Here is a 21,660-nt window from a genome sequence, read left to right on the forward strand (position 1 = left end):
AAATGAGTAGCACCAAATATATATTAGGAATTTTTGATGATCCCGATGATCTGATGCACGGTATCGACAAATTACAAAAAAATAGTGTCCCTATTTACGATGTTTATTCGCCATGCCCTATTCACGGTATCGATGCTAAATTAGGCATAAAGGATTCGCGCCTGGGTTATGCAGCTTTCATGTTTGGCTGTTTAGGCGGTACCATCATGTTCAGCATGGTTTATTACATGCTTGTACACGATTGGCCAATCAACATCGGTGGCAAAAACTTTTTCGCCATACCCGATTTTGTACCGGTAACCTTTGAATGGACGGTATTGTGGACTGCCTTTGGTATGACATTTACTTTCTTTTTTGCCACGCACCTTTTCCCCGGCCGTGCGCCAAGGGTGATGGACCTGCGTGCTACCAATGATAAATTTGTTATCGCCATTGATGCAAAAGGTAATACGCCACACGCAGATATTGATAGTATATTAAAAGAAGCAGGAGCTGTAGAAGTTAAGCATAACGACAGAAAATATGTTAGCTATGAATAAGATTAAAATAATAGGAACATTGGTTATGATTATCGCTGCTTCGATAGTTATAACATCATGTAAAGATAAAAGGAGTACAGGTTGGGAATATGCGCCTAACATGTATGAGCATACTGCTTACGATCCTGATCAAAAGAACAGCCAATTTAAAGATGGTAAAACTGCACAAGTACCGCCAGCCGGAACAATCCCGGTAGGTTTTACTAAGTTTGATTATCCTAACACCAAAGAAGGTTATGAGCTGGCAAGCGTTGAGGTTAAAACCGTAATTGCGCAAACCCAGGCAAATTATACAGAAGGTAAATTACTGTTCACCCATTTTTGTTCGCCTTGTCACGGTGTAACCGGCCAGGGTGATGGTTTAGTGGTTGCGCATGGTTACCCGCCGCCGCCATCATATTCAAAAGGGCAATCATCACGCGGTGGCGCTATGAAGGATTTAACTGACGGTAAAATTTATCATACCATTACTTACGGTGTAAACGCGATGGGCTCCTATGCTTCTCAGTTAAACCCCGAAGAACGCTGGAAAGTGATCATGTATGTTCACCATTTACAAACTTTATAAGAAATAATATTTAATGAGCACTCATAATAGTTTCGACGAGCAATTTGTGTTTACCGGTAAGGTAAAGACATTGAGCCTTGCTGCGATAGCAGTGGGGGTTGTAACCATAATTGCCGGATTTTTAACAGATGGTGAACGTACCTTTGCAAACTTATTGCTAATGGGGTATTACTTTGCCTGCGTTTGTATGGCCGGTGTATTTTTCTGCGCGTTGCAATATGTGGCCCAGGCAGGCTGGTCGGCATCACTGCTTCGCGTTCCGCAGGCATTTGCTAAAACATTACCAATTGCCGCCACTATATTGGTAGGCGTTATAGCAGCGGGTTTATTTATAACCCACACTACCGAAATTGAAGGCAAACAGGTAGTTGCCCCTTATTTATATAAATTATGGGCTATTGCCGGTGTCGAAGTTAAAGGCAATGCCAATTTCGACCCTATCATAGCCGGGAAACATGTCTTTTTAAATAAAGGGTTCTTTTTTGCAAGGTTGTTTGTGTTTTTAGGTAGCTACACTATTTTCGGCCAGATGCTGGTAAAATACTCTGAAGGCGAAGACGAACTAGGTGGTATGTTCTACTATAAAAAGAGTTTTGCAATGTCATGCTTATTCCTTGTAATATTCGGTTTCACAACGCCAATATTTGCATTTGATGTTATCATGTCTTTGGAGGCGCACTGGTTCTCAACCATGTTTGGCTGGTACAACTTTGCTGCCATGTGGGTTAGCTGTTTAGCCATCATTACCTTAACAATTATTTATTTAAGGCAAAGCGGTTACATGCAGTGGATTACCCAAGATCATTTGCATAACCTGGGCCAGCTGATGTTTGGTTTCTCTATCTTCTGGACCTATGTATGGTTTGCACAGTTCTTACTTATCTATTATGCCAACATCCCTGAAGAAACAGTTTACTTTATACGCAGATGGGAGCCCGAATTTAAACCATGGTTCTGGTTAAATATTGTAATTAACTTTTTAGCGCCATTGTTGATTATCATGGCACGTGATTCAAAACGTACTACCAGTGTGTTAAAAGTTACCTGCTTTATTCTGATCATCGGTCACTGGTTAGATTATTTCCAGATGGTAATGCCTGGTACGGTAGGCCCAACAGCACACTGGTATACAGAGATACTCTGGATTGAGGTGGGTGTTGCTATAGGCTTTGTAGGTTTGTTTATATTTTTGACGATGAACGCTTTGAGCAAGTTCAAATCAATAATACCTAAGAAACACCCTTTCCTGCAGGAGAGTCTTCATCATCACATATAATAATTGTTATTTTTGCATCAAATACAGAATACCAAACAAACATTAAAATGGCATTCAAAAAATTAATAAATTCTAAAACCATACTATCGTTTTTTGCAGCGTTTATGCTTTTTGGCACAAACCTGCTGATGGCGCAAACTCCGGCTGCTGCAGCCGGTACGGGCGAAGATGCCAACCAGGTTGACTGGACGGGCGTTGCCTATTATGTGCTGATATTTTTTCTGATATGCCTTGGTGTAGCTGTAATAGGTAAAATTTTAAAGATTTACGACCTTACCCTTAAAATTCAAGGTAAAAAAGGTTTAAAGTGGAACAATGTAATGGGCGCTATTTGCCTTATATTCCTGATAGCAGGTTTATATGGTGCATATTGGTCGTTTACTGTTCAAGGTAGCATGACATTGCCCGAAGCCGCTTCAATACACGGTGTGAAGATTGATGAGATGTTCACGGTTACTACTATTTTAACCATGATCGTTTTCTTTATCACCCAGATATTGTTGTTTGGCTTCCTGTTTCAATACCGTCATTCAGACAAACGCCGTGCACACTTTTTGCCCCACAACAATACTATTGAAAAGGTGTGGACAATTATACCTGCTATAGTACTTACTATCCTGGTGGTGTTTGGTTTCTTTACCTGGCAAAAAATTATGGACGATACCGATGCCGTAGGCGAAGTAAAATCTATAAACATTGATATCACCGGGCATCAATTTGCATGGGAACTACGTTACCCAGGTAAGGACGGTAAGCTGGGACCAAAAAGTTTTAAGCTGACAACCGCGGCAAATAAACTGGGTGTCGATTTCACCAAGAAAAGCAGCTTCGACGATTTATCTGCCGATACTATGTATCTGCCGGTAAACAGGTCGATCAAATTGAATATACAGGCACAGGATGTAATCCATAGTGTTTATATGCCGCACTTCAGGGTGCAGTTGAATGCGGTACCGGGATTGCCAACCTACTTTAAGTTTACGCCGACCATTACTACTGCAGATATGCGTCACAGACTTGATGACCCTAAGTTTGAATATATTGTATACTGTAATAAAATTTGTGGGGGTGGTCACTACAACATGCAAAAGGTTGTACGTGTAGTTTCTGAAGCCGAGTACCTGGAATGGTTGTCGCGCCAAAAACCTTATTTGACTGATGGGTTGAAAAAGGAGTTGCATTTCGCTGATGCGGAACCGCAAAAAGCAGTGTCACAAAACAGGTTAGCGTTAAATAATTAATATAAGATAAAAGAGCGATTATGTCAACAGTAGCAGTTCACGATCACGTAGTAGCACACCACGACGAGCACGGTCACGAACATCACCATAACGAAACTTTCGTGTCTAAATACATATTTAGCATGGATCACAAAATGATCGCCAAGCAATTCCTTATTACAGGTATTACTATGGCGGTTATCGCAATGATTTTATCCATCCTTTTCAGGATCCAACTGGCTTATCCAGATAAAACATTCCCTTTATTAACTACATTACTGGGCCACTTTGCCCCTAACGGCCGTATCAGTACGGAGTTTTACCTGTCGCTGGTTACCATTCACGGTACCATCATGGTATTCTTTGTATTAACTGCCGGCTTAAGCGGTACTTTTGCCAACTTATTGATCCCCTTGCAGATTGGTGCACGTGATATGGCTTCGCCATTCATGAACATGCTATCGTATTGGTTCTTCTTTATGGCCAGTGTGATTATGTTATCGTCATTTTTTGTTCAAAGCGGCCCTGCAAGCGGTGGCTGGACAATTTACCCGCCGTTATCTGCTTTGCCTAAAGCTATGCCAGGTTCAGGTGAAGGTATGACACTATGGTTAATTAGTATGGTTTTGTTTGTTGCATCATCATTAATGGGTGGTATCAACTACGTAAGTACTGTATTAAACATGCGTACAAAAGGTATGGACCTTTGGAAAATGCCTTTGACTATCTGGGCTTTATTCCTTACTGCTATTTTAGGTATCCTTGCATTCCCTGTGCTTGTTGCAGGTGTGGTGCTGCTGATATTTGACCGTAGCTTTGGTACGAGCTTTTATTTATCTGACATTGTATTGAATGGTGTGCAACAACCTTATGAAGGTGGTAGCCCAATCCTTTTCCAGCATTTATTCTGGTTCCTGGGCCACCCCGAGGTATATATCGTTATTATGCCTGCAATGGGTATCTCATCTGAGGTTATGTCGGTAAACTCACGGAAGCCAATTTTTGGTTACCACGCAATGGTTTACTCGCTGATAGGTATCACTGTGTTGTCGTTCATTGTATGGGGCCACCACATGTTTGTAACCGGGATGAACCCATTCCTTGGTGGTGTGTTCATGATCACTACGTTGATTATCGCGGTGCCATCTGCAGTAAAAACCTTTAACTGGCTGGCTACACTATGGCGCGGTAACATCAGGTTTACACCTGCCATGTTGTTCGCTATCGGGATGGTATCATTCTTTATCTCTGGCGGTTTAACAGGTATCTTCCTGGGTAACGCTGCCCTGGATATCAATTTGCACGATACTTACTTTGTTGTAGCCCACTTCCACCTGGTAATGGGGTCGGCAGCTATATTCGGTATGCTTGCCGGTGTTTATCACTGGTTCCCTAAAATGTTTGGTAAACTGATGGACGAAAAGTTGGGTTACCTGCACTTCTGGTTAACATTCATTGGCGCTTACCTGGTATTCTTCCCGATGCACTTTATGGGTCTGGATGGCGTACCCCGTCGTTACTACGCGTTTACCGAGTTTGCCTCGATGCAAAAGTGGTTAACCATAAACACCTTTATTACATGGGCCGCTATCATGGCAGCTTTGGCCCAGGTGGCTTTCATATATAACTTTATCGTATCGATATTTGCAGGTAAAAAAACCACCCAAAATCCATGGCAGTCGAACACCCTGGAGTGGACAGCGCCAGTGGAGCATATCCATGGCAACTGGCCTGGCGAAATTCCTACTGTTTACCGTTGGCCATATGATTACAGCAAACCGGGTGCCGAAGAGGACTTTATACCTCAAACAGTACCTTTCTCGCAAACCATGAGCTCGAACTTACCTCATGATTTTGAAGATAACCCTGCTGGTATGGACGAGTTGAATAAGTTTAACGACAAGCTGAAAGCAAACGACAGCGAAACACCAAAAGAATCTTAATACTGATCTGATCTTTTAGGGTACCGTACTGAATTTGAGGATTTGAAAATTTGAGAATTTGAAAATATTGCATCTTCAAATTCTCAAATTTTCAAATATACAGGGGATGTATTGAATTTGGGAGTTTGAAAATATTGTTTTCTCAAATTTTAAAATAATGCGTGTACAGTATTAATACCTATCTGGTTTTTAGGGCGCCGTACTGAATTTGAAGATTTGGAAAATATAGCATCTTCAAATTTTCAAATCGTCAAATTTTCAAATAGAAAGGTTCCCCTAAATTTTTAGAAGATATTTTAAATGAACACAGCCGCACCCAACAAACGTTTTCAAAAAACAGGCCTCATAACAATTGTTCTACTTTTTGTTTTGATACTTGCGGGCGGTGTTGTACGTAGTTCAGGATCGGGAATGGGATGCCCCGATTGGCCTAAATGCTTTGGCCGTTATATACCGCCAACAAGCAGCGCCGATTTGCCCAAAGATTACAAGCAAACCTATGTTGAAAAGCGGCTGGCCAAAAATCAGCGTTTTGCCAAAACACTGGATGTATTTGGTTACAGTGAGTTGGCCCGCAGGATTCGTGAAGACAGGTCAATCCTGGTACCTGAGGAGTTTAATGCCGGCAAAACCTGGACAGAATATATAAACCGTTTAATCGGTGCTATATCCGGTATATTTTTGTTGCTATCTGCAGTGTATTCGTTGGGATATTGGAAAATAGATAAAAAGATTACCCTTTTAAGCATATTTAATTTGATCCTGGTAGTTTTCCAGGCCTGGCTTGGGTCTATCGTGGTATCAACCAACCTGGTGGCCTGGATAGTTACGGTACATATGTTATTGGCCCTGGCCATACTTGCCATATGCATTTACACTTATCATTTGGCCCGGGTTTATGGCAATGGTAAATTAAATACAAGCCCGGTTATATATATAGTAACATTGGCTGCATTGGTGCTAAGCGTATTGCAGATAACGTTTGGCACCGAGGTACGGGAGAAAATAGATGCGGTTGCTGCTCATTTTCAGGGTGGTTATCGCAGTAACTGGATAAAGGGCGCTGGCGAAATTTTCACGCATCACCGCGATATGTCTATTTTGATATTTTTGATAAACGTGGTGCTTTATGCATTGATCCGTAAAAAGTTTAACCGGCATTCAATTCACCAGCAGTTAATGAGCTTTAATTTTTTAATGATCATGCTGCAGATTGTTACCGGTATCCTGCTTTCGTATTCGGCTTTGCCACCGGTAGCGCAGGCAGCACATATTTTATTGGCAAGTTTAATATTTGGGGCGCAGTTTTATTTGCTGTTGAATTTACATCAATCGGTTAACGTTAGGGGGGTAAGCAAATGAAATGGAGTGATTATTCAAAATTTATAAAATTGAGGCTCACCTTTATGGTTACCCTTTCTGCCTCGATATCTTTTTTGATAGGCAGTATGGCTAATAACCACGCACATTGGGTAAGCGGTATTAACTGGATAAACTGGATAAAACTAATTGTGGGTGGTTTTTTGGTTACTTCAGCAGCCAACGGCTTTAACGAGATGATTGAAAAAGACCTGGATAAGCTAATGAAACGTACTATGGACCGGCCATTACCATCAGGTAAAATGACTAACGGACAGGCGCTTGTTTTGAGCCTGGGTATGGGTATGGCCGGTACCTATTTATTAGGGAGCCTTAACCTGCTAACAGGCTTGCTATCGGTGTTTTCGATATTACTGTATGCGTTTGCATATACGCCACTAAAACGTAAATCGCCGATAGCGGTATTTGTTGGGGCTATCCCCGGCGCATTGCCCGCACTTATTGGATATGTTGCCGCGCAACAACACGGGCGCATTGACGAAATAGCGCTAATATTATTTGCCATTCAGTTTGTGTGGCAGTTTCCGCACTTTTGGGCTATTGCCTGGGTGTTGGATGATGATTATAAATTGGCCGGTTTCAGGCTGTTGCCTACAGGCAGCCGCAATTTAGGAAGTGCGGTAATTACCTTTATATTTACACTGATATTGGTACCGGTAAGTTTATTGCCAACCATTTACCACTACGGCGGTTACTATGTTGGCGCGGTATCATTAGTATGCAGTATTGTTTTTTTATACCAGGCTTATAACCTGTTGCGTACACAGCAAATTGAGGCGGCCCGTAAATTAATGTTTGGGTCGTTTATGTATTTGCCCATAGTGCAATTAATGTTTTTATTTGATTTTATAGGAAAGTGAAAGTATGATGGCTTCGATTCAAAAAAATCCCGACAGGCTTGATCTGGAACCCAAGAAATTCAATATGTGGATTTTTATATTCACATCGTGTATGTTTTTTGCGGCCTTAACCAGCGGGTTTATTGTTTATAGCGGCGGCAAGGGGCATGGGCTCAATGTAATTATGCCGGCCGCGTTTCTTTATAGTACTGTAATTATAGTACTAAGCAGCGGTACCTTGTTTTTAGCATCAAAGGCCGCAAAAAACCTGCAAATTGCAAAGCAGCGTACCTATTTATGGCTTACACTGGCATTGGGTATTGCCTTTTTTGCCATGCAAATTTACGCCATGTATATACTTACCTACAAAATGCAGGTTTACTTTGTAAACGATAATGCATCACGTTCGTTTGTTTATGTGTTTGCGGGCGCGCACCTGGCTCACATATTTGCAGCAATATTATTGTTATTGAGCACACTTACAGGGGCATATAAGAACATTCCGCAGGTACGTAACCTGTATAAAATGCAAATGACTTCTATTTTTTGGCATTTTCTCGGAATTATATGGATTTATCTGTATGTTTTTTTACTTTTGAACCAAAATTAACACACCATTATTTAAGTACAAATGAGTACAACAGTATCACAAATTGATGAAGTAAAAACAACTCCGTGGTCTGGAGGGAGGTCTCCCTTCAATGTTGAGTACGGAAAAATTATGATGTGGTTTTTTCTCCTTTCGGATGCATTTACCTTTTCGTCATTACTAATTTCTTACGGCTCACTGCGTTTCAGCGCAAGTGTTTGGCCGGCTGCAGATAAAGTTTTCCAATCGGTTCCAGGTCTTATCGATCACGGTGCTCCGTTGGTTTTCGTGGGTATCATGACTTTTATATTGATCGTTAGCTCTGTAACGATGGTATTGGCAGTTGAGGCAGGTCATCGTAACGCTAAAAAAGAAGTTGTAGGGTGGATGATTTTAACTATTGTTTTTGGCTTCATGTTCCTGGGTTGCCAGGCGTTAGAGTGGGCTCACTTACATCACGAAGGTTTTTGGTGGGGCAGCACTCCGGGCAAAGAAGCTTTAAGTGAATTTTTTAATGCAGGAGGTACCGAAGCTGCAAGGCATATGACCGCGCAGGAATTTGCCAACCTGTTTTTCACCATCACCGGTTTCCACGGTTTCCACGTATTTACGGGTGTTATCATCAATATCATTATCACTGTTAACGTGTTGTTAGGCACCTACGAAAAAAGAGGTAGCTACTTAATGATTGAGAAGGTTGGCCTTTACTGGCACTTTGTAGACCTTGTTTGGGTATTTGTGTTTACCTTCTTTTACTTAGTTTAAAAATATTACATATATGTCAACAGAATCACACGAAGTTCACCACGAAGGTGGCGATCATCAATCAATGACCAAGGGAAGGATACTAAAAGTAGCTGGTATCTTGTCGATTATTACAGCGATTGAATTCATTATTGCATTGTATATGGTGCCAAAAGGTATTCTTCCAATACATTTTGCTAATCCTGTATACATCGTATTAACGCTGTTTAAAGCATTTTACATCGTAGCTTACTTTATGCACTTAAAGTTCGAGAAGCTTGGTTTGGCTTTGGCAATTATTGTCCCAATTTTATTTATAATCGGTTTAATCCTGGTACTTACTAACGAAAGCCACCACTGGATTGATCTTCGGGGGTAATGAAAGCTGCCATCTGGAAAAAAATTACAGTCCTGGTGCTCATATTAGCAGTACCAGGATTTTTGTATTATTTACTAACCGCTAAGGGGAAAAACAGGTATAAACCGCTTGCTCATTTTGGCCCTAAAGAGGTTGCCAAAACCACCCACAGGTTTCACGGTAAGGATATTCCTGATACCAATTACTACCAGCTGCCATCATTTAAACTTACCGATCAGGATGGTAAACCTTTTACAGAAGCTAATCTTAAGGGAAAGATTTTTGTAGCAAGTTTTTTTTATACCCATTGCCCCACCGTTTGCAGTACTATCAATAATAACTTAAGTTACCTGGTAGGTACCTACTGGAAAAACAAAATGGTGTATTTTACATCCATCACGGTTGACCCCGACCGGGATACACCTGATGTTTTAAAAAAATACCTGCAAAGCTTTAAGCCCGAATCAAACCGCTGGGTGTTTTTAACCGGCGATACCACATCGGTATATAACCTGGCCCGCAATGGCTTTTTGGTTGATGCGGTACAAACGGGCAAAGACGATTTTATATACAGCGATAAGCTGATACTGATTGACCAGGACAAGCACATCCGCGGTTATTACTCGGGCGCTAATACCAATGATGTAAACCGCCTTAACGACGAGATAAAAGTGCTGATAGCCGAAGAACTGCGCAAAGTTGATAAAGCCTTATATTAACAAATATGACCGATAAATTTATACTCCGTTTTGTTGCAGCCGTTACCATATTTGTAATAGCGGTTGTTGTAGTATTAAACAGGCACCTGATTCCGGGCCCCGCGGTTGCACCGGCATTTACGCCATACCTGCCTATGCTTAACGCGGTGCTAAATGGCGCCTGTACGGTGCTTTTATTGCTATCCTTATACTTTATTAAGCAAGGCAACATCACGGTGCATAAGCGGCTTAATATCCTTACGTTTTGTTTGTCATCAACATTCCTGGTATCCTATATCCTGTTTCATTACCTTATGCGCCATGATACCTTGTATGGCGATGCCAATTTCGACGGCATCCTGTCTGATTCGGAACGAGCGCAGGCTGGTGGAATGCGTACTTTGTACCTTTCTATTTTAACGCCACACATCATACTGGCGGCAGGTGTATTGCCGCTAATATTATTAAGTTTTTACCGCGGCCTGCAAATGCAGGTTGAAAAACACCGTAAACTGGTACGCTGGACGTTCCCGATATGGCTGTTTGTAACCATTACCGGGGTAATTGTTTATTTGATGATAAAGCCTTATTATAATTTTTAACAGGTAGGTATATAGCCCGGCATGCTTATTGGGGCGATGCCTTTGGCCCGGGCTGTGCATTCATACGCCCGCAGGCGTTGCGCTCGCGGCCGGTATCCATTTCCATCCCTATCGCGTTTGTCTGAACTGCGGAATTTATGGAGTTAACTTAATTACACGAATTTTAAAAATTCCGGAAATTCTTTAATTCTATGAGTAATTCCGGTTCAGACTATATCTTTATGCTCACCGCCAGTGTTACTCTCCTCAATAGGTATCCCAATGTATAAGTTAAGAAATTAAGGTCGATTTAATATCGGACACAGAATGTCCAATATCGGATAATGAAGTAAACACTTCGGCGTTGCGCATTCGAAATTCAGTTTTCGATATTATTTGGCCTCCTGTTTTTCTTAATTCAGCAACTCAGGCTGGTATTCGCATCAATCCCGCTGCATCTGTTCGAATAGAAAGATTTATTTATTTTTTGTTCAGGTGCGTTGCTCTTATCGAACAAAAAATAAACGTTGAAACCTTATGCTTACTGCTTTTAGCATGCTCCCGATATAACCAGGCAAGTGTGCCACCCCGTACCAGGGTGTTTCAGGGTGTACCAGGGTGTTTCAGGGTGTTTCAGGGCGTTTCAGGGCGTACCAGGGTGTTTCACACTGTCTCATTCCTGCCGGTACACACACTTTGTTGGTTATGCATAGTACCGAAAATTTGTAAAAACAACCTGTATTCAATTCATAGCCATTTGATGTAACCACTTGATAAGTTTGGTTATTAATCCCGGAGCCTACGGAGTTTTAAAATTAGAAAGTCGTAAGCAATTTTTTAGGCGTAATAGCCAATACCATTTATCCCAATTTATTACGTAAATTTGCCTTCATGAAACGGGTTTCAAAAATTATTCTTTTCGTAATAGCCCTTGGCTTAATGGTAGGCGTAAGGCAGCCTGTAAAGGCCCAGTGCGCGCAATGTGCTGCAACTGTAGAGACTAACACCAAAAGCGGCGGTAACGCGGCTAAAGGCCTTAATAAGGGCATTTTGTTTTTGCTTGGTGCTCCTTATTTTGTGGTTGCTGTTGGCGGTTATATCTGGTATAAAAAATATCGCCGCAAAAACGTTAACCTTAACGATATGAGGCACGAGACGCTTAATCTTAACTAACATACAGAGAAAGATCGTCATTGCGAGGTACAAAGCAATCCCCTACATGCACATCACCATGCCTATCGGGGATTGCTTCGTGCCTCGCAATGACGGAGAAATATGTTAGGATAGTAATCGAAATAAAGAAGGCTTTACGTTAACATTTTCCCCATTACCCACTATGCCCGAAACGCCAAAATCATGGGCTATGCTCAACTGTAAATGTCCGCGTTGCCGCAGGGGCGATATGTTCCAGGGTGGGCCCTATAGTTTTGCCAACAAAATAAATTTAAACTGCCCGCATTGTAACCTGTACTTTGAAATTGAGCCCGGCTATTTTTACGCGGCTATGTATGTTAGTTACGCGCTTAATGTGCTGGAGGCCCTGGGCCTTGCCTGGCTCACTTATTTAGTTACGCACAATTCCGATTCACCCTGGTTATATCTTGGTGTATTAATAGCCGGCTGTATTTTACTGGCACCTATAAATTTCAGATATTCGCGGGTACTGTTGTTGTATTGGTTATCGCCAAAGATACATTACCAGGCTTATTTAGATACCGATGATTTACCAGGAAAGTCTTGATTTTTTAAAAGATCTGGCCGATAACAATAACCGCGAGTGGTTTACGGCCAATAAAGAACGCTACGATGCCGCGCGTGAAAACGTGATTGATTTTACCGGCCAGATGCTTGCCAAATTGCAAAAGATTGACCCGGCCATTGATGAAACCATCGACGCCAAAAAACGCGTGATGCGCATTTACCGCGATATCCGTTTCAGTAAGAATAAAACGCCATATAAAAATAATTTCGGGGTAAGCATTCCGTCCGGCGGTTCAAGAGGAGGTACGGTGGAGTTTTATTTGCAAATTCAGCCGGGCAATTCTTTTATAGGCGGTGGTTACTGGATGCCCGAGGCGCCCCACCTGAAAGTTATCCGCCAGGAAATTGATTATAATGCTTCGGAGTTGAAGAATATTATTGACGATAAGGAGTTTGTGAAGCTGTTTGGCGACTTCCGAAAACAAGAACAGCTAAAGTCTGTTCCTCGTGAATATGGTGCTGAAAATGAAAACATCGACCTGCTAAAACTGAAAAGCTTTGTTGCCTGGCACAAAATAACCGACGAGGAAATAACTGCAGGGGGAGTCGTGCAACTGGTAGCCGATATTTGCAGCAAAATATACCCGTTGAATGTTTTTCTGAAAAATGCGCTTGCATAGTATACCCATTTAATATCTGTTTTATGAAAATCAAATATCTTTTATTAGCCGCTATTTTTTGTGTGGCCCTTAACTCATGTAAAATATTATCGCCAAAAGAGTATAGGTCGTTAGTCGCGCAGCGCGATTCATTGAATACCCGTACCGGTAACCTGGAAGAAGAACTTTCGCGCCTGCAAAACGATACCGCGCGCCTGCACCGCCAGATTAACGATTTACGCGACAATAACAACGCCTTAAATAACAACCTGGATGTTACATCAACCAAAGCAAACCAACTGGCTGTTGACCTGCAAAAGCGCGAGGCACGGTTAAAAGAGGTAGAAGAAATTCTGAAAAAGCGCGACGAGGCTACCAATGCACTAAAAAATAAATTGCAAAAAGCATTACTGGGCTTTCAGCAAAGCGGTTTAACGGTGGATATTCGTAACGGCAAAGTATATGTATCGCTTACAGATAAACTGTTGTTTCCGTCGGGGAGTATCATTATTGATGACAAAGGAAAAGAAGCCTTAAAACAACTGGCTGCGGTACTGAATAAAGAACCAGACATCAACATGGCTGTTGAAGGCCATACCGACGATAAAAAAGTGAAAAATCTTGGCCAGATAAAAGATAACTGGGATTTGAGCGTACTGCGCGCCACATCAGTAACCCGTTACCTTACCGAGGTTGAGATGGTCGACCCGCACCGACTCACCGCTACAGGTAAAGGCGAGTTTCAACCAATTGATACAGCCAATACCGACGAAGCCCGCACCAAAAACCGTAGGATTGAAATTGTGCTCACTCCGAAACTGGATGAACTTTATAACCTGATAAGTAAATAAAGACAAAAGCTCCCGAATCCTGGGAGCTTTTTTGTTATTTGCTGCTGCCACCGCGGGTTTTCAACCCGCGGTGATTATGGTTTCAGCTTTCAGCTGAACTATCTCAAACAAATGATCAACCCGCAGTTTGCGTTAGTGCAGCGGATACGGGCCATGCGAATAAGCTTGTGAGGTATGAGCGGATAGCACGGCCGCAGGCAACGCCCTGATTATTTAAAGTTTATTCCATCTCTTCCATTAGCGTATTAAAAATCACAAACTTTTCATCAAACATTTGCTGATGGGTAGCCTGTAACTTGTGCAAATGGTTCATGTAATACTGCTGAAACTGATCAATGCTATCGGCATTGTACTGGATGCAGTAGGTAACCCCTTCGTTTGGAGAATCGATAACCCTTAAAATGCGGTGCGAGCTAAAATGCCCGGTAGCCATTACAGCCGGGATGTGAATGGTTTTCATATAATGAAGCCATTCGTTATGGATGGCTTCGTCAAGTATTATAGTATCGTTGTATACAATCATGGGGCAAAGTTAGTTAATTAGGTTGATTGAGTTGATTAGGTGAGTGGTTGATTTAGTTGATTAAGTTAACTGGTTATTGACTGAATTGGGTTATACATTTAAAAAACTTATTAGATGCTTTCTTAACCCATTCAATTCAATCAACCACTCACCAACTACGAGTCGGCTTTATCGCCCCTCAGCAACCTGAACCGTTTGCGGGCTTCGTTGATCCAGAGACTGCCAGGATAATCGGTGATTATTTTTTGGTACCATGCTTTGGCACTTGTTTTATCGTCAAGGTGGTTTTCGTAAATATCGCCCAGCATAAAAACGGCGTCATCAGCCCAAAGCTCGGTAGGGTGATCGTTGAAGATTTTTTTGAGCAGAGGTACCGCGTCGTTATAGTTTTTCTGCTGAATGAAAATGCGCGATTTGGCCATTAATATATCATCGCTAAGGCTATTGCCCGGGAATTTTTTGTCGATACTATCTAAGGTCATTAAAGCCTTTTCGGGTTGTTCGGCAAAAATCTGTAGGTCGGCCCGGGCATATATTTTTAACGCAGCGCCGGCGCTATCGGCCGCGGTGTTATCATTAATTAGCAGTAACAGGTTGAGGGCGTCATTTGCTATCAATTGTGATGTAGCCGCTTTCAAAACATCCAGCTGTCCTTTGGCCCAGGTAAAATCGCCGGTATAATAGGCCATTTTTGCATTCCGAAATTTGGCATCCTGGGCGATGTTGGTATTCTCAAAACCTTTTTCAACCTGGCTATATGTCAGGGTGGCTTCCCATGGCAGATTATTCAGCATATACACATCGCCCAAATCGAGTTTACAGCTTGCCAGCAGCTCGGTGCGGATATTGGGGATTGCGATGGCGCTCTCCAATAATTTTTGAGCATCATTAAGCTTGTGGAGTTTAAAAGCCTGCAAATTGGCCAGCTTTTGCATGGCAAAAACGGTATTGTTGTTGCGCCCAAATTCGGTAAGCAGGGCTATGTAATCCTGTTCAAGCCCCAGCAAATCGGCAGGCAGGTATTTGCCGGTAGTAACCTTTAAATTTTTGGTGTTGATGAGTTCGATCTTAGCCGGGATATATAAAGGATTGCCTGCACCTTTGGCAATAATATATTCGTAACCACGAATGGCGGCGTCATAAGCCTCGCTGGCGGTAAGGGTACGGCACAACTCATAAATGTTGTTGCCATCGTCATTTTGCCTGCGGCTGAGTGCCAGGGCCTGGTTAAGCGCCAGGTCGTACTCTTTTTGCTGCATATACTGCCAGGTAAGCAATTCAACATAGATGGTTTGCTGCGGGTCTTTTTGAATACGCCTTAGCAATGCTGCCTTAAGCAGGTCATAATCGGCTGCACCTTCAAACACTATGGCAAAATTGCTTTCGGCCTGGGTAATGAAGCTTGGGTTTGCCGGCAAAAAATTAAGATACTCATCGGTAAGTGAAACCTTATCGCGTTTAAAACGATAGAGGTTGATGAGTTCGTAAGTAAAAGCTTCATCGTTTTTAAGCAGTTTACGGCCCTGTATAAATATTTTTATGGCATAATCAATATTGGCATTCTGGTAAAATTGGTTGGCCAGGCTGGCAATCTCCATTTGATCGGCAGGCAGGTTTTTCAGCAGGTAATCATATATGGTGTTTGCTTTATCAAGCTTACCCTGCTGGGTGTAAATGGTGCCCAGCATAATCTGGTATTGGTTTATGCCGGGGTGTTTACGCTGCAGTTTTTTGGTAATATTTTCGGCCTCATCAAATTTTTTGAGGTTTAACAGGGTGTTTACGTAGTAAGAATAATAGGTTTCGTTGTTTTGCTTATATAGTTTTTCGTAAATTTCAAGCGCTTTTTGAGTTTCGCCATTGGCATTATATTGCATGGCCAGCTGGAGTTCGTTATCCTGTGCAAACAGTGTAACAGTGCCCAGCAAAACAAAAATAATAGTTGTAAATAAAACCCTCATCTAATCAAAAATAGGTAATTAATACGAATGCCGCAGCCATTTTTAGTTAATATCCGTATAAAGATAACACCGGGTAAAATTGTAGTGACATGTTGATAACGTTAACTAATTTTATCTAATTTGACCTGATTAATAAAAATGGCATAAGCAAATATGTTTGGGCGCTCGAGGATTTTTCTTTTTATTGTATTTTTCACAGTTATATGCTCATGCAAAGAACATATAAAGCAAATCCCCCTTGCCGATTTTTTTAAAACCCCTGAGAAAACCTTTTTTAAAATATCTCCCGACGGTAAGTATATAGCATACCTGAAACCATACAAGGATAAACAAAACCTATTCACACAATCGTTGGCCGATGGTACCGAACATATGGAAACATCATTTGATGATTATCCCGTAAGCGGCTGGTACTTTTGGACCTATAATAACCAACTTGTTTTTAACCAGGATATTGTGGCAAACGATGGGTTTAAAATGTATGCGCTTGACATATCAACGCACCAGCTACGTACAATCCTCTCACTCGAAAAAGTAAAAGTAAACCTGGTTAACCGTAACAAGCAGCAGCCAAACATCATTACCATCAGGATGAACAAGCGCGATCCGGCCAATTTTGATATCTATCGACTGAATATCAAAACCGGGGAGCTATCGCCATACCTCATAAACCCAGGCAATATAACCGAATGGTTCCCGGATGCCGATGGTAAAATCCGGCTGGTAAAATCGTCAGACGGGGTAGACGAAACTATTTTATACAGGCCCGATGATAATGCGCCTTTTAAACCCATTATTCAAAACAATTTTAAAAACTCGGTAAGACCGATTGCTTTTGCCGGACAAAAAAATAATTTTTACGCTTTATCAAACGTAAACCGCGATAAAATGGCGCTGGTTGAAATTAATGCTGAAAACGGGAAAGAAGAACGTACCATTTTTAGCAACAGCAATGCCGACTTAATGTATGTTGAATATTATAAAAATAAACACCGGCTTGAGTTTGCCAGCTGGGATGAGGCCAAGCCACGGAAATATTTTTTATCGCCTGATATACAACGTCTTTATAAAAAGTTGGAGGAGTTGCTGAAAGGTAATGAGGTAAGAGTGGTTGACCGGGACAGTTCGGAAAATAAGTTTATATTGTATACCTATACAGATCGCAGCCCCGGCACTTACTACCTGTATGAGGCCAGCACCTGTAAACTAATTAAACTGGGCGATACTAATCCATCGCTGGTACCTACAGAATTATGCGTGATGCAGCCGGTAGCCTACAAATCCCGCGATGGGCTGACCATCAATGGCTATTTGACCATGCCTTTGGGTAATAAAAAAACTAATTTACCTGTGGTAGTAATGCCGCATGACGGCCCCTGGGCCCGCGATACCTGGGGGTACGACGAGCAGGTGCAATTTTTGGCCAACAGGGGCTATGCTGTTTTCCAGATGAATTATCGTGGATCAACCGGTTATGGCAAAGCTTTCAGAAGTGCGGGCTACAAACAGGTTGGGGGTAAAATTCAGGATGATATAACCGATGGCGTACATTGGCTGATAGATAAAAAAATAGCTAACCCCAAAAAAATCGCCATTTTTGGCGGCCGTTTTGGCGGGTTCTCTGCATTGTACGGCGTGTCTTTTCATCCCGACTTATATAATTGCGCCGTTATACAATACGGACTCATTAACTTTTTTACCTATATCAAAGATGCCCCGCCGTTTTTTAAACCTTATTTAAAAATGACTTATGAAATGGTTGGCAATCCCGAAACAGATGCCGATAGGCTAAGGGCTATATCGCCGGTGTTTCATACTGATAAAATAAAGGTGCCTTTAATTATTTTCCAGGGCGCTAAAGATCAGCGCGCCAATATTAGCGAACTGAACCAATTTGTGCACGAATTACGCAAGCATGATGTGGATGTAAAATATTTTTTGAAACCCAATGAACGCGCTTTTTTCAGGAGTGAGCGCAATCGCTTTGAAATGTATACCGAGATAGAAAAATTCCTGGATTACAACATGAGGGTTAAACCATAACGGTTATGCCGGCACAAAAAACTGCTTACCGGAAAAACTTTTTGCTGATCATCGTATTCCTGGTGCTCATATCTATCACATTTGTGGTGGCGCTTTTTATATCGTATAGTCTTACCTCCAAATACGTTGAAAATGAGTTTTCCTCAAAAAAAATTGAGGTACTGGAGCAAACCATGAAGCCCTACTATGATTTTTTTTACAACAAAATTCCCGAAATACAATTTTACGGCGGCTTTTTGGATTCGGCATCGGCGCGTAAATACGCTTCATCGGTTTTTAAGGAATATGAATTTGTAACAAAAGTTGTTTTTTATGATGTACAAATAGGCACCCGGTTACCGGTAACCCGCTATGACAATAACCTGGATGTATCTGTTAAGGCAATTTATCAATATGGGCATCAAAACGGCAAAATATTGGGCACCCGGCAAAACCACATCGGCGATGAGCCGGATTTTGCCGAGATGTCGGCAAAATTGCGTAATTATATAGCCTTTTCGGATACCACACGAGCGCCCACCCAGGATGAAATGTATAAAACATTTTGGGACGTTAAGCCCAATAAAATAACCTACACCAATACTTTACGGCCATTGGATGTTAAAAATTACCGGGAACTGTTGCGGGGTAAAACGGTATCTGCACCATATAAACAAAACATGATGACGTTTTACCTTGATCCTGTTTTATTGAAGGTAAAAAACACCCATCATGAACTTTACCAGAATGTGTCTATACAGCCGGTTGTATATGACCCTATTGACAGCGAAGGAAATAAATTGGTAACAGAGGTGCCGTTTCCGGGCGCTTTTTCTGATTATAAGTTATTTTTCAGCTCGGAAGAAGGGTACCTTACTGCCGAAACCAACCGGCGCTTTATGCCCATTGGAGCTGCGGTATTGGTTATAACACTTTTTTTGGTTGCCATAGGATGGCTTATCTATCGTAACCTGAACGTAAATATCAAGCTGTTTAAACTACAATACGATTTTATAAACAACTTTACCCATGAGTTTAAAACTCCTGTAAGCGTAATAAAAATTGCAGGGTCAAATTTAAAAGGTGATGGCGAGCTTACCGAGCGGCAGCGCAAACATTATGGAAAAATTTTAGATGAAGAAGCAGATAAACTAAACGATTTGATGAACAAGTTGTTATCATTCACCCAGTTGGAAAATAAATCGATCAATATTAAAAAAGAAGAAATTGCAGTGGATGATTTTGTGGAGCGCTATATAGATACTTTTAAAATTAAGTACCCCGATTTTAAGCTGAATTATACCAGTAACGGGGTGCATACTTTTTATACCGACCCGGTGCTTTTGGGTAGTGTTTTTCAAAACCTGATTGAGAATGCGTACAAATATTCGCACCCCAAAAAAAGGCAGCTCAACATCAATATTATACGAAAAAAGGGCAATATCGTGTTTTCCTTTATAGATAAGGGGATAGGGATTCCCAGGAATGAACAGCATAATGTATTTAAAAAATTTTACAGAATAGAAAACCAATATAACCAAAACGGGAGCGTAGGTTTGGGTTTGGCATTTTGTAAAGAACTGGTTAATTTTATGGACGGCGAGATAACGGTGAACAGTAAAGTTAATGAAGGTTCGGAGTTTATAGTTACGCTTCCAAACGAAAATTAAAGTATGAACAAAGAAATCAAAATTGCGCTGGTTGAAGATGATGAAAACCTGCGTTTCCTGGTTGCCGAGCGTTTGCAAACCGAAGGTTACAAAGTGCTGGAAGCCGACAATGGCGAGGATGCGGAAACAATGATACTGGCCGAATATCCTGATATTGTACTGCTTGACTGGATGTTGCCCGGAAAAACCGGATCGGAAGTTTGTGGTAATATCAGGGAAAGCGGATACGATAAACTGGTGATTATGATGACCGCCAAAGCCCAGGATGTTGATAAAATTGAAGCTTACAATTTTGGAGTATCAGACTACATCACCAAACCTTTTAATATGGATGTGCTGGTGGCTATGATTGACAGCAAAATTAAATTCAGCCTGAATAGTGAGAAGGCCGAATCATATAAGTTTGCCAACATGGAGCATCTGCCTAATACCCACCTGCTCATTCGTGATGGCCGTAAAATTGAACTTACCATATTGGAGAACCGGATATTACTGTATTTCCTTAAAAACAAAAATAAGGTTATCAACCGCGAAGAACTGATGATGGAAGTATGGGGCTACAACGCCGATGTAAACACCCGCACCCTGGATATGCACATTGTACGCCTGCGTAAAAAGATAGAAACAAATGCCGATTCGCCGCAGTATTTACAAACTGTACGGGGGATAGGATATAAGTTTGTGTACAATCAGTAACAAAGAGTTAAGTAATTCCCTGGTTGTCATTGAGTGAATTGAGTAGGTAAAACCTGAACAAAAAATCGTTACAACGAGCAACGAAATATAGTTAAACTAATGTCCAAAACTACCGTCATTGCGAGGCACGAAGCAATCCTGAACTATGTGAGAATTGGCAATGTCGGGGATTGCTTCGTGCCTCGCAATGACGGATATTTGATATTGACAGTAAATCTGATTACTACTTTTTATAAACCCTCGCTACAATAAAATCACCAAAAAAAGTTCTTTCGTTTTTTGGGGAGTAATTGTTCCGATTAAAGCAAGCCTCAATTTCCGGTAGCTTGCTTGCTTCTATACCGTCAATCAGCCTGAAAAATAAAAACATGCTTTTTAAAAGGAGACCCTGCCACCATTTTCCTGTTAACTGAAAATCGCAATTGAGCCAAAGTGCACCAGGCTTTAGTAACGAATGAATCTTACTGAATACTGTTCTTAATGTTGCTTCAGTGAAATTATCAAACAGAAAAGGGGTTATTGCTACATTAAAGCCGACGGGTAGGTTTACGTTTTCAATAACATCGTTTATGAAGATAATTTCATTGCCACTGGTATTCCTCTTTTGGGATAGCGCCATCATTCGCTCTGCAGCCTCTACATAAGTTATCTTTAGGCCTGTCGGATGTAACCTTGTAATTTCATCAAGTATCCAGCCCGTACCGCCTCCGACTATGAGTATATTATTGTTTGGTTGGATGTGATTGATTAAATAAAGTTGTGTATTGATTATGGCTTTACCATAAACTAAACGCGAAAGCAGGTCATAAAACCGGGCCGAGTTATTAAAACTGGCAGCCATA

Annotated in this window: 22 protein-coding genes; 19 read left to right on the forward strand and 3 right to left on the reverse strand. The window is 41.4% G+C overall.

The genetic code is table 11. The features are described from left to right. Positions 1–2 precede the first annotated feature (2 nt). The 16 genes from PQ469_RS02400 (at position 3) to PQ469_RS02475 (ending at position 13,946) form a co-directional block, all read left to right on the forward strand. Entirely contained in the window at positions 3–539 is a 537-nt protein-coding gene (locus PQ469_RS02400; RefSeq protein ID WP_090642371.1) for a DUF3341 domain-containing protein, read from the forward strand. After that, the gene (locus tag PQ469_RS02405) at positions 532–1,107 is read left to right on the forward strand and encodes a c-type cytochrome (protein WP_337993752.1); all 576 of its coding nucleotides are present in this window, start codon (positions 532–534) and stop codon (positions 1,105–1,107) included. Before PQ469_RS02400 ends, PQ469_RS02405 begins: the two co-directional genes overlap by 8 nt. Before the next feature lie 13 nt (positions 1,108–1,120). Further along, positions 1,121–2,383, forward strand: coding sequence for a quinol:cytochrome C oxidoreductase (locus PQ469_RS02410; RefSeq protein WP_274211557.1), 1,263 nt, complete (start codon positions 1,121–1,123; stop codon positions 2,381–2,383). 47 nt (positions 2,384–2,430) lie between these two features. Then, the gene (locus PQ469_RS02415) at positions 2,431–3,624 is read left to right on the forward strand and encodes a cytochrome c oxidase subunit II (RefSeq protein WP_274211558.1); all 1,194 of its coding nucleotides are present in this window, start codon (positions 2,431–2,433) and stop codon (positions 3,622–3,624) included. A 122-nt stretch (positions 3,625–3,746) separates the two neighbouring features. Further along, positions 3,747–5,546, forward strand: a complete 1,800-nt coding sequence (locus PQ469_RS02420) for a cytochrome c oxidase subunit I (RefSeq protein WP_090642381.1) — start codon at positions 3,747–3,749, stop codon at positions 5,544–5,546. A 300-nt stretch (positions 5,547–5,846) separates the two neighbouring features. Then, complete coding sequence (locus PQ469_RS02425; protein ID WP_274211559.1) at positions 5,847–6,908, forward strand: COX15/CtaA family protein; 1,062 nt, start codon at positions 5,847–5,849, stop codon at positions 6,906–6,908. Continuing rightward, the gene (gene cyoE / locus PQ469_RS02430) at positions 6,905–7,786 is read left to right on the forward strand and encodes a heme o synthase (RefSeq protein ID WP_274211560.1); all 882 of its coding nucleotides are present in this window, start codon (positions 6,905–6,907) and stop codon (positions 7,784–7,786) included. Before PQ469_RS02425 ends, cyoE begins: the two co-directional genes overlap by 4 nt. A 4-nt stretch (positions 7,787–7,790) precedes the next feature. Further along, positions 7,791–8,375: a cytochrome c oxidase subunit 3 gene (locus PQ469_RS02435; RefSeq protein ID WP_255369781.1), complete on the forward strand. Its 585-nt coding sequence runs from the start codon at positions 7,791–7,793 to the stop codon at positions 8,373–8,375. Between the two features lie 21 nt (positions 8,376–8,396). Continuing rightward, on the forward strand, positions 8,397–9,119 hold the full coding sequence (locus PQ469_RS02440; protein WP_090642390.1) for a cytochrome c oxidase subunit 3: 723 nt from the start codon (positions 8,397–8,399) through the stop codon (positions 9,117–9,119). A gap of 13 nt (positions 9,120–9,132) precedes the next feature. Continuing rightward, entirely contained in the window at positions 9,133–9,477 is a 345-nt protein-coding gene (locus PQ469_RS02445) for a cytochrome C oxidase subunit IV family protein (protein WP_090642393.1), read from the forward strand. Next, positions 9,477–10,175 carry an SCO family protein gene (locus tag PQ469_RS02450; protein ID WP_274211561.1) on the forward strand — a complete coding sequence of 233 codons (699 nt, stop codon included), beginning with the start codon at positions 9,477–9,479 and terminating at the stop codon, positions 10,173–10,175. The genes PQ469_RS02445 and PQ469_RS02450 overlap by 1 nt, the downstream gene beginning before the upstream one ends. Before the next feature lie 5 nt (positions 10,176–10,180). After that, positions 10,181–10,756, forward strand: a complete 576-nt coding sequence (locus PQ469_RS02455) for a DUF420 domain-containing protein (RefSeq protein WP_090642399.1) — start codon at positions 10,181–10,183, stop codon at positions 10,754–10,756. An 870-nt stretch (positions 10,757–11,626) separates the two neighbouring features. Beyond that, positions 11,627–11,908, forward strand: coding sequence for a hypothetical protein (locus tag PQ469_RS02460; RefSeq protein ID WP_090642402.1), 282 nt, complete (start codon positions 11,627–11,629; stop codon positions 11,906–11,908). A gap of 163 nt (positions 11,909–12,071) precedes the next feature. After that, a complete protein-coding gene (locus PQ469_RS02465) occupies positions 12,072–12,476 on the forward strand; it encodes a DUF983 domain-containing protein (protein WP_090642405.1) in 405 nt (134 codons plus the stop codon). Next, a complete protein-coding gene (locus tag PQ469_RS02470; RefSeq protein ID WP_274211562.1) occupies positions 12,454–13,116 on the forward strand; it encodes a DUF2461 domain-containing protein in 663 nt (220 codons plus the stop codon). Before PQ469_RS02465 ends, PQ469_RS02470 begins: the two co-directional genes overlap by 23 nt. Before the next feature lie 23 nt (positions 13,117–13,139). Beyond that, positions 13,140–13,946 (forward strand): OmpA/MotB family protein, encoded by an 807-nt coding sequence (locus tag PQ469_RS02475; protein ID WP_274211563.1) that lies wholly within the window; start codon positions 13,140–13,142, stop codon positions 13,944–13,946. Positions 13,947–14,166: 220 nt separating this feature from the next. Here the strand turns inward: PQ469_RS02475 and PQ469_RS02480 are convergent, their stop codons facing one another. Together PQ469_RS02480 and PQ469_RS02485 are read right to left on the reverse strand one after the other, a co-directional pair. Further along, a complete protein-coding gene (locus tag PQ469_RS02480) occupies positions 14,167–14,469 on the reverse strand; it encodes a DUF4286 family protein (protein ID WP_274211564.1) in 303 nt (100 codons plus the stop codon). A 155-nt stretch (positions 14,470–14,624) separates the two neighbouring features. Then, complete coding sequence (locus PQ469_RS02485; protein ID WP_274211565.1) at positions 14,625–16,430, reverse strand: tetratricopeptide repeat protein; 1,806 nt, start codon at positions 16,428–16,430, stop codon at positions 14,625–14,627. Positions 16,431–16,583: 153 nt separating this feature from the next. Here PQ469_RS02485 and PQ469_RS02490 point away from each other — a divergent pair, with 153 nt between their 5' ends. The 3 genes from PQ469_RS02490 to PQ469_RS02500 are packed head-to-tail and all read left to right on the forward strand — an operon-like array spanning position 16,584 to position 20,818. Further along, a complete protein-coding gene (locus PQ469_RS02490; protein WP_274211566.1) occupies positions 16,584–18,473 on the forward strand; it encodes an alpha/beta hydrolase family protein in 1,890 nt (629 codons plus the stop codon). A 5-nt stretch (positions 18,474–18,478) separates the two neighbouring features. Continuing rightward, positions 18,479–20,122, forward strand: a complete 1,644-nt coding sequence (locus tag PQ469_RS02495; protein WP_274211567.1) for a sensor histidine kinase — start codon at positions 18,479–18,481, stop codon at positions 20,120–20,122. A gap of 3 nt (positions 20,123–20,125) precedes the next feature. Then, positions 20,126–20,818: a response regulator transcription factor gene (locus PQ469_RS02500; protein WP_090642429.1), complete on the forward strand. Its 693-nt coding sequence runs from the start codon at positions 20,126–20,128 to the stop codon at positions 20,816–20,818. 223 nt (positions 20,819–21,041) lie between these two features. Here the strand turns inward: PQ469_RS02500 and PQ469_RS02505 are convergent, their stop codons facing one another. Further along, positions 21,042–21,659 carry a class I SAM-dependent methyltransferase gene (locus tag PQ469_RS02505; protein WP_274211568.1) on the reverse strand — a complete coding sequence of 206 codons (618 nt, stop codon included), beginning with the start codon at positions 21,657–21,659 and terminating at the stop codon, positions 21,042–21,044. Position 21,660 lies beyond the last annotated feature (1 nt).

It is taken from the genome of Mucilaginibacter sp. KACC 22773 (assembly GCF_028736215.1).
Lineage (GTDB): Bacteria > Bacteroidota > Bacteroidia > Sphingobacteriales > Sphingobacteriaceae > Mucilaginibacter.